The sequence below is a fragment of the Streptococcus sp. DD11 genome (assembly GCF_001578865.1).
Taxonomy (GTDB): domain Bacteria; phylum Bacillota; class Bacilli; order Lactobacillales; family Streptococcaceae; genus Streptococcus; species Streptococcus panodentis.
In genome coordinates this window covers 33,063-41,005 of record NZ_KQ969395.1, presented here as the reverse complement: position 1 = coordinate 41,005, position 7,943 = coordinate 33,063, and the positions used below count along the sequence as shown (strand labels likewise).

Annotated in this window: 9 protein-coding genes and 2 pseudogenes; all 11 read left to right on the top strand. The window is 50.8% G+C overall.

Annotation, left to right across the window (positions count from 1 at the left end):
• Positions 1 to 752, top strand: a pseudogene (locus STRDD11_RS07955) (F0F1 ATP synthase subunit alpha); the annotation flags it as partial.
• A 15-nt stretch (positions 753 to 767) separates the two neighbouring features.
• Positions 768 to 1,649, top strand: a complete 882-nt coding sequence (locus STRDD11_RS07950; RefSeq protein WP_128836883.1) for a F0F1 ATP synthase subunit gamma — start codon at positions 768 to 770, stop codon at positions 1,647 to 1,649.
• Positions 1,650 to 1,686: 37 nt separating this feature from the next.
• Positions 1,687 to 3,096 (top strand): annotated as a pseudogene (gene atpD, locus STRDD11_RS07945) (F0F1 ATP synthase subunit beta).
• A gap of 10 nt (positions 3,097 to 3,106) precedes the next feature.
• A complete protein-coding gene (locus tag STRDD11_RS07940) occupies positions 3,107 to 3,526 on the top strand; it encodes a F0F1 ATP synthase subunit epsilon (RefSeq protein ID WP_128836882.1) in 420 nt (139 codons plus the stop codon).
• 95 nt (positions 3,527 to 3,621) lie between these two features.
• Positions 3,622 to 3,852, top strand: a complete 231-nt coding sequence (locus STRDD11_RS07935; RefSeq protein WP_128836881.1) for a DUF1146 family protein — start codon at positions 3,622 to 3,624, stop codon at positions 3,850 to 3,852.
• 67 nt (positions 3,853 to 3,919) lie between these two features.
• On the top strand, positions 3,920 to 5,200 hold the full coding sequence (murA, locus tag STRDD11_RS07930) for a UDP-N-acetylglucosamine 1-carboxyvinyltransferase (RefSeq protein WP_128836880.1): 1,281 nt from the start codon (positions 3,920 to 3,922) through the stop codon (positions 5,198 to 5,200).
• Complete coding sequence (locus STRDD11_RS07925; RefSeq protein ID WP_128836879.1) at positions 5,193 to 5,375, top strand: DNA-directed RNA polymerase subunit beta; 183 nt, start codon at positions 5,193 to 5,195, stop codon at positions 5,373 to 5,375. Before murA ends, STRDD11_RS07925 begins: the two co-directional genes overlap by 8 nt.
• Before the next feature lie 99 nt (positions 5,376 to 5,474).
• Positions 5,475 to 6,332 carry a DNA/RNA non-specific endonuclease gene (locus STRDD11_RS07920; protein WP_128836878.1) on the top strand — a complete coding sequence of 286 codons (858 nt, stop codon included), beginning with the start codon at positions 5,475 to 5,477 and terminating at the stop codon, positions 6,330 to 6,332.
• 177 nt (positions 6,333 to 6,509) lie between these two features.
• Positions 6,510 to 7,229: a matrixin family metalloprotease gene (locus STRDD11_RS07915; RefSeq protein ID WP_128836877.1), complete on the top strand. Its 720-nt coding sequence runs from the start codon at positions 6,510 to 6,512 to the stop codon at positions 7,227 to 7,229.
• Positions 7,230 to 7,233: 4 nt separating this feature from the next.
• Positions 7,234 to 7,599 carry a hypothetical protein gene (locus STRDD11_RS07910; RefSeq protein WP_128836876.1) on the top strand — a complete coding sequence of 122 codons (366 nt, stop codon included), beginning with the start codon at positions 7,234 to 7,236 and terminating at the stop codon, positions 7,597 to 7,599.
• Positions 7,600 to 7,683: 84 nt separating this feature from the next.
• The coding region (locus STRDD11_RS07905; protein ID WP_164828451.1) for an ATP-binding cassette domain-containing protein at positions 7,684 to 7,943 on the top strand (260 nt) is incomplete at its 3' end.

The window sequence follows — 7,943 nt, the reverse complement described above, 5'->3', positions numbered from 1 at the left end:
AGGGCAAGCATGTCCTCATTGTCTATGATGATCTGTCCAAGCAGGCTGTTGCCTACCGCGAGCTGTCGCTCTTGCTGCGCCGGCCGCCGGGACGGGAAGCCTTTCCGGGGGATGTATTCTACCTGCACAGCCGTCTCTTGGAGCGCTCGGCTAAGGTATCCGATGAACTGGGCGGCGGCTCTATCACGGCTCTGCCCTTTATCGAGACACAGGCCGGTGACATTTCAGCTTATATCGCGACCAATGTCATTTCCATTACAGACGGCCAGATCTTTTTGAGCGACAGCCTCTTCAATGCCGGTATCCGTCCGGCTATTGATGCCGGCTCTTCTGTATCGCGGGTCGGCGGTTCTGCACAGATCAAGGCCATGAAGAAGGTCGCAGGAACCCTGCGGATTGATTTGGCATCCTATCGGGAGCTGGAAGCCTTTACCAAGTTTGGCAGTGATTTGGATGCTGCGACCCAGGCCAAGCTCAACCGCGGCCGCCGGACAGTGGAAGTGCTGAAACAGCCCATCCATGAGCCGCTGCCGGTTGAAAAACAAGTGGTCATCCTCTATGCTTTGACTCATGGTTTTTTGGACAGCGTGCCGGTCGACAATATCCTGCGCTTTGAAGCGGAGCTCTTTGATTACTTTGATGCCCACCAAGCAGGGATTTATGAAACCATTCGCACCACCAAGGACCTTCCCAGCGAGGAAGTCCTGGATGCTGCTATTACTGAATTTATCAATCAGTCTAGCTTTAAATAAGAATAGAGGTGGCAGATGGCAGTTTCATTAAATGATATTAAAAATAAGATTGCATCCACAAAAAACACCAGTCAAATCACCAATGCCATGCAGATGGTATCAGCGGCTAAGCTGGGAAAATCTGAAGAAGCAGCCAAGAACTTTCAAATCTATGCCCAAAAAGTTCGGAAGCTTCTGACGGATCTGCTGCATGGGCATGAAAATGAGAATGTCAAGCATCACCCGATGCTGATCAGCCGGCCGGTCAAAAAATCAGGCTATATCGTCATCACCTCAGACCGCGGTCTGGTCGGCGGCTATAATGCCACCATTCTCAAAGCTCTTTTGGAGCTGAAAGCAGAGTATCACCCGGACGGCAAGGACTTTGAGGTCATCTGTATCGGCGGTGTCGGGGCGGATTTTTTCCGGGCCCGCGGCGTTCAGCCAGTCTATGAACTGCGGGGCTTGGCCGACCAGCCGAGTTTCGATGAAGTCCGCAAAATCATCAACAAGGCTATTGAAATGTATGAGAATGAGCTCTTTGATGAGCTCTATGTCTGCTACAACCACCATGTCAACAGCCTGACCAGCCAGATGCGGGTCGAGCAGATGCTGCCCATCATTGATCTGGATCCCAATGAAGCAGATGAGGATTATATCTTAAATCTGGAATTGGAATCCAGCCGGGAAGCCATCTTGGATCAGCTCCTGCCTCAGTTTGCTGAGAGCATGATTTACGGAGCGATTATCGATGCCAAGACAGCTGAAAACGCGGCCGGCATGACGGCCATGCAGACCGCGACGGACAATGCCAAGAAGGTCATCAGTGATTTGACCATTCAGTACAATCGTGCCAGACAGGCAGCGATTACCCAGGAAATTACTGAAATTGTGGGGGGTGCAAGTGCCCTGGAATAGGCCGCAAATCAATTAGAAATTAAACGAGGGAAAAAACATGAGCTCAGGCAAAATTGCTCAGGTCATTGGACCGGTTGTAGACGTGGCGTTTGCGGCCGGAGATAAGCTACCTGAGATAAATAATGCACTTGTAGTCTATAAAAAATGATGAGAAAAAAATCGAAAAATCGTCCTTGAAGTAGCTCTTGAGCTTGGTGACGGAGTAGTGCGGACCATCGCTATGGAATCTACCGACGGCCTGACACGGGGCTTAGAGGTCCTGGACACAGGACGGCCGATTTCTGTGCCGGTCGGCCAGAAAACGCTGGGCCGTGTCTTTAATGTCTTGGGCGACACCATTGATTTGGAGGCTCCTTTTGCAGAAGATGCTCTGCGGGAGCCGATTCACAAAAAAGCACCGACTTTTGATGAATTGTCTACGTCATCAGAAATTCTGGAAACCGGCATCAAGGTCATTGACCTGCTGGCTCCCTATCTGAAAGGCGGGAAGGTCGGTCTCTTTGGCGGTGCCGGAGTTGGAAAAACCGTGCTGATTCAGGAGCTGATTCACAATATTGCTCAGGAACACGGCGGCATCTCCGTCTTTACCGGTGTCGGCGAGCGGACCCGCGAGGGGAACGACCTCTACTGGGAAATGAAAGAATCCGGCGTTATCGAAAAGACAGCCATGGTCTTTGGCCAGATGAATGAGCCGCCGGGTGCTCGGATGCGGGTTGCCCTGACCGGTCTGACCATTGCCGAATATTTCCGCGATGTGGAAGGTCAGGATGTGCTGCTCTTTATTGACAATATCTTCCGCTTTACTCAGGCAGGTTCTGAGGTTTCAGCCCTCTTAGGCCGCATGCCGTCAGCCGTTGGCTACCAGCCGACGCTGGCAACGGAAATGGGCCAGCTGCAGGAGCGGATCACATCGACCAAGAAGGGCTCTGTAACCTCCATTCAGGCTATTTATGTGCCGGCTGATGACTATACGGATCCGGCACCGGCTACGGCTTTTGCCCATCTGGACTCCACGACCAATTTGGAGCGGAAACTGGTGCAGCTGGGAATTTATCCAGCTGTTGATCCGCTGGCTTCCAGCTCCCGTGCCCTGTCTCCCAACATCGTTGGTGAAGAGCACTATGCTGTAGCAGCAGAAGTCAAACGAGTGCTGCAGCGCTATCATGAGCTGCAGGACATCATTGCCATCCTTGGTATGGATGAACTGTCTGATGAGGAAAAGACTCTGGTTGCGCGTGCGCGCCGGATTCAGTTCTTCCTGTCACAGAATTTCCACGTGGCCGAGCAGTTCACCGGCCAGCCCGGTTCTTATGTGCCGGTGGCTGAGACCGTTCGCGGTTTCAAGGAAATTCTGGACGGCAAGCATGACAAACTTCCAGAAGATGCCTTCCGCGGCGTCGGCTCTATCGAAGACGTGATTGCCAAGGCAGAGAAAATGGGATTTTAAGAGGTGAACCATGGCTCAAATGACAGTACAAATCGTGACGCCGGACGGTCTGATTTATGACCACCATGCTGCATTTGTTTCCGTAAAGACCATTGACGGTGAGCTGGGGATTCTGCCCCGCCACATCAATACCATTGCTGTTTTAGAAGTGGATCAGGTCAAGGTACGCCGGGTAGATGACGACAAGCACATCGACTGGATTGCTGTCAACGGCGGCATCATTGAAATCGCCGATAATGTCATTACCATCGTGGCCGATTCGGCTGAGCGCGAGCGGGATATTGACATCAGCCGTGCGGAAAGGGCCAAACTCCGTGCCGAGCGTGAAATCGAAGAAGCACATGACAAGCATCTGATCGATCAGGAACGCCGGGCCAAGATTGCCTTGCAGCGGGCCATCAACCGCATCAATGTCGGGACAAGAATATAATCAAAATGAGAGCGGGACATCCGTTCTCATTTTTTGATGAAGCGGACGATTTTTCTGAGAGACCTCAGCTTCGGTCTTGTGGTATAATAAAAACTATGATAGAAATTATATTTCAATTAGGCAGTCATCTGCTCTTCATCTTTTTTGCTTTTCATCTGCTGTCAACCGTGGTTGACTGGGAACGATTTCTAAAGGTCAATGCGGATAATGCCATCAAGATTCGTTTTCTGATTCTGCTGCTCAGCATTGCCCTGGGTTATCTGGTCAGTCTCTTCTTTATCGGCATTTATGATATGAGCCGTTCGATTTTCAATGGCGGTTTATAAGGCCATATTTTCGATTTTATGGTATGATAGTATGGATGATTTTAAAAATTTAGTGTAAGGAATCGGTATGGAAAAAATTATTATTCAAGGCGGGGACAATCGTCTGGTCGGAACAGTTCAGATTGAGGGGGCAAAGAATGCCGTCCTCCCCTTGCTGGCAGCCACTGTCTTGGCCAGTGAAGGAAAGACCGTTTTAAGCAATGTTCCGGTCCTGTCGGATGTCTTTACCATGAACAATGTGGTGCGTGGACTCAATACGCAGGTGGACTTTGATCAAGCAGCCAATACAGTAGTGGTCGATGCCACGCAGCCTCTGACCGAAGAAGCCCCCTATAAATATGTCAGCAAAATGCGGGCTTCTATCGTGGTTCTGGGACCTGTTTTGGCCCGCAATGGTCATGCTAAAGTATCCATGCCGGGAGGCTGCACGATTGGCAGCCGGCCGATTGACCTGCATTTGAAAGGTTTGGAGGCCATGGGAGCTGAGATTACCCAGACTGCCGGCTATATCGAAGCCAAGGCAGAGCGGCTCAAAGGGGCACATATTTACATGGACTTCCCCAGCGTCGGTGCAACCCAGAATATCATGATGGCAGCCACCTTGGCTGCTGGCACAACGGTCATTGAAAATGCTGCCCGGGAGCCTGAAATCGTCGATCTGGCTCTGCTTCTGAACAAAATGGGAGCCAAGGTCAGAGGAGCCGGGACGGAAACCTTGACCATCCTTGGAGTGGAGAAGCTGCGGGGAACGGAGCACAATGTGGTGCAGGACCGTATCGAAGCCGGGACCTTTATGGTGGCAGCTGCCATGACCGGCGGCGACTTGCTGATCGAGGATGCCATCTGGGAGCACAACCGCCCGCTGCTGTCCAAGATGCAGGAGATGGGGGTGGAAGTAAGGGAGGAAGATGCCGGCATCCGGATTCGCTCTGACGTGTCTAAACTCAGGCCGGTTTCGGTCAAAACCCTCCCTTATCCAGGCTTTCCGACCGATATGCAGGCGCAGTTTACAGCGCTGATGGCCATGGCCAAGGGTGAATCTACCATGGTTGAGACTGTCTTTGAAAACCGTTTCCAGCATTTGGAAGAAATGCGCCGTATGGGCCTGCATTCCGATATTATGCGGGACACGGCCCGGATTTGGGGCGGCGGCAGCCTGCAGGGAGCCGAAGTCATGTCGACAGACCTGCGGGCCAGCGCAACCCTGATTCTCATGGGATTGGTGGCTGAGGGAGAAACCAAGGTCAGCAAGCTGGTTCATTTGGACCGCGGTTATTATCAATTCCATGAAAAATTGGCCGCCTTGGGAGCCAAGGTAAAACGCGTAAAGGAAGAGGACGATGAGTGAGAATGTAAAATACTTGGGCAGGCAGATAGGCATTGTCCTGCTGGTCCTGCTGCTGGCAGCTGTCATCTTTGCAGTCGGCCTGATGATTGGCTACGGGGTGATTGGCAGCGGCAAGGGCTCCATCCTGTCAGCCGATACCTGGCAGGAGATACTCAGGAAGTTTACCGGAGAGTGAGCTTTTGCAGCTGGATAGCTGACTGCTTCGCCGGCCTAAGGAGAGAGTGGGAGTCCGTCCCATCGCATTTTGACACTGTTTGAGTATCATAAGGAAATCATGACAAGAAGAAAGAAAAGCCAAAAAACAGCAGCCCGCTCCCTTCAGGGACTGGTTGGTTTACTGCTTGCTTTAGCCCTGGCTCTGGGCGGCTATTACTTGGGCAATGAAAAACAGCCTTCACCATCCTCACAGACGGCGGTCCGTCAGCAGGGGCAGGATGAAAGCACTCCCAGTCAGGCACTGTCTGAGAGCGTTTTGACAGATGCTGTCCGAGCCCAGCTCAAAGGCAGCGTCGAATGGAACGGCGCCGGCGCCTTTGTCGTTAATGGCAATCAGACAAACTTAGATGCCAGCGTGGCCAGTGTGCCCTATGCGGACAATCAGACCAAGACTGTCCAGGGACAAACTGTGCCGACAGCAGCCAATGCCCTGCTGGCCAAGTCCACACGGCAGTATAAGAAGCGGGAAGAGACGGGGAATGGCAGCACTTCCTGGGTCCCGGCCGGCTGGCACCAGCTTAAAAATCTTCCCGGTGAGTACAATCATGCCGTAGACCGCGGCCATCTATTGGCCTATTCGCTGGCCGGCGGCCTGAAAGGGTTCGATGCCTCGACCAGCAATCCGGCCAATATCGCTGTGCAGACGGCTTGGTCCAATCAGGCCAACGAAGCTGACTCGACTGGTCAGAATTACTTTGAGACAAAAATCCGTAAGGCTCTGGACAAGAACAAGCGGGTCCGCTACCGGGTGACCTTGATTTATGCTAGGGAAACCGATTTAGTACCGGTTGGGTCACATTTAGAGGCCAAATCCAGCGACGGCAGTCTGGAATTCAATGTCTTTATTCCCAATGTGCAAAAGGGGATTCGCCTGGACTACAGCAGTGGCAGGGCCAGTCTGGATAGAGGTTCCTGATTTTATAGTCAAAAATGGCTTTGCAAAGATTATTCATTAGAATGAAAAGAAATGGTTGCAGATCTGTAGTCATTTTCTTTTATAGTAATAAATAAAAAGAAGGCTGATTTTTTCAGTTTTCTTTAAGCAAGCAGCGGTATAATCAGTCTTCTCTACAATCTAGTAAAGGAGGTTGCTATGAGACTTATTTTTAACAGCATTCGTTTTCTGTTGCGTCTGGTTTGGCGCGTACTTTGGGGACTGGTCTGGTCTTTTGCCCTCAGTTTCCTCATCATTGTCGGCATCTTTTATTTCACGACGTCGACGGAAAGCGGAAGTGCCGGTCTATCTCAGGCTGTTCAGACAGCCGTTGTCCGAGTGGGCCAGTTTTTGGACCATCAGGGCATTGCAACAGGACTTCATACCAATGTTGAGACGCAGACGGATCAGCTGACAGACGAGCATACAACAACAGGGGCTCGCTGGGATCAGGCTGAGGCTGCCATTTATATTGATACGGATAATGAGACCTTCCGTTCTGCCTATCAGGATGCCATTGGCTCTTGGAATCAGACAGGCGCCTTTACTTTTCACATTGTCACCGATAAGGACAAGGCGGATATTATTGCTACCGAAATGAATGACGGCAGTGTCAGTGCTGCTGGTGAAGCGGAATCACAGACCAATCTGCTGACCAATCGTTTTACCAATGTGACCGTCCGGCTCAATGGCTATTACCTTCTGAATAATCGCTATGGTTATTCCTATGAGCGGATTGTCAATACGGCCGAGCATGAGCTGGGCCATGCGATTGGATTAGATCATAATGAGGAGGATTCAGTGATGCAGTCGGCTGGCTCATTCTACAGTATTCAGCCTGCAGATATCCAAGCTGTAAAAGACTTGTATCAAACGTAAGCCTATGTTAAAAGCTATTTTTTATTTCATCAGACGCTTTCCTGAGCAGGTTTTCCTATTTGTCTTTAATTCAGGTATCTTTGCTTGGCTCTGGAAAAGCGGCAACGATATTGCCAATCAGCTGGGAGTGACAGCGGCCTGGGAAAATCATGTGCCTGCTCCCATTCAGACTTTTTTCGGACAGAATATCCGAGCCGTTCAGGGATTTTTCCATAACTCAGCCTTTATGTGGCTGGTCGGTTCCATGATTATCCTGATTGTGATTCGGCTGGTCAAGGGCGTCATTAAGTTTGTCCTTTTGCTGATTTTGATCTTGCTGGGAATTTACCTCATTAAGCAAAATCAGTCTATTCTCAATAGTTTTATGTAAAGAAAGATAGAAAGGCAGTCAGATTTGGCTGCCTTTTTAGCTGGAGGCATAGCAGCCGGCCGTCAAATCTGCTATAATGGTTTTATGATTATTTTACAAGCAAGCAAGATTGAGCGCTCTTTTGCAGGGGAGCTGCTCTTTGACAATATCAGCCTGCAGGTGGACGAGGGCGATCGGATTGCTCTGGTGGGAAAGAACGGCGCCGGCAAGTCCACTCTTTTGAAGATGCTGGTGGGCGAGGAAGAGCCCAGCTCCGGCCAGATTCATAAAAAACGGGACCTGTCCCTGTCCTATCTGGCTCAGGACAGCCGTTTTGAGTCGGAAAATACCATATATGCTGAGAT

Bases quoted from the DNA above. Each gene is read 5' to 3' on its own strand.
- STRDD11_RS07925 (WP_128836879.1), top strand. From the start codon at position 5,193: ATGAGTGAGAATGTAAAATACTTGGGCAGGCAGATAGGCATTGTCCTG.
- STRDD11_RS07910 (WP_128836876.1), top strand. From the start codon at position 7,234: ATGTTAAAAGCTATTTTTTATTTCATCAGACGCTTTCCTGAGCAGGTT.
- STRDD11_RS07940 (WP_128836882.1), top strand. From the start codon at position 3,107: ATGGCTCAAATGACAGTACAAATCGTGACGCCGGACGGTCTGATTTAT.
- STRDD11_RS07935 (WP_128836881.1), top strand. From the start codon at position 3,622: ATGATAGAAATTATATTTCAATTAGGCAGTCATCTGCTCTTCATCTTT.
- STRDD11_RS07920 (WP_128836878.1), top strand. From the start codon at position 5,475: ATGACAAGAAGAAAGAAAAGCCAAAAAACAGCAGCCCGCTCCCTTCAG.
- STRDD11_RS07915 (WP_128836877.1), top strand. From the start codon at position 6,510: ATGAGACTTATTTTTAACAGCATTCGTTTTCTGTTGCGTCTGGTTTGG.
- STRDD11_RS07950 (WP_128836883.1), top strand. From the start codon at position 768: ATGGCAGTTTCATTAAATGATATTAAAAATAAGATTGCATCCACAAAA.
- murA (WP_128836880.1), top strand. From the start codon at position 3,920: ATGGAAAAAATTATTATTCAAGGCGGGGACAATCGTCTGGTCGGAACA.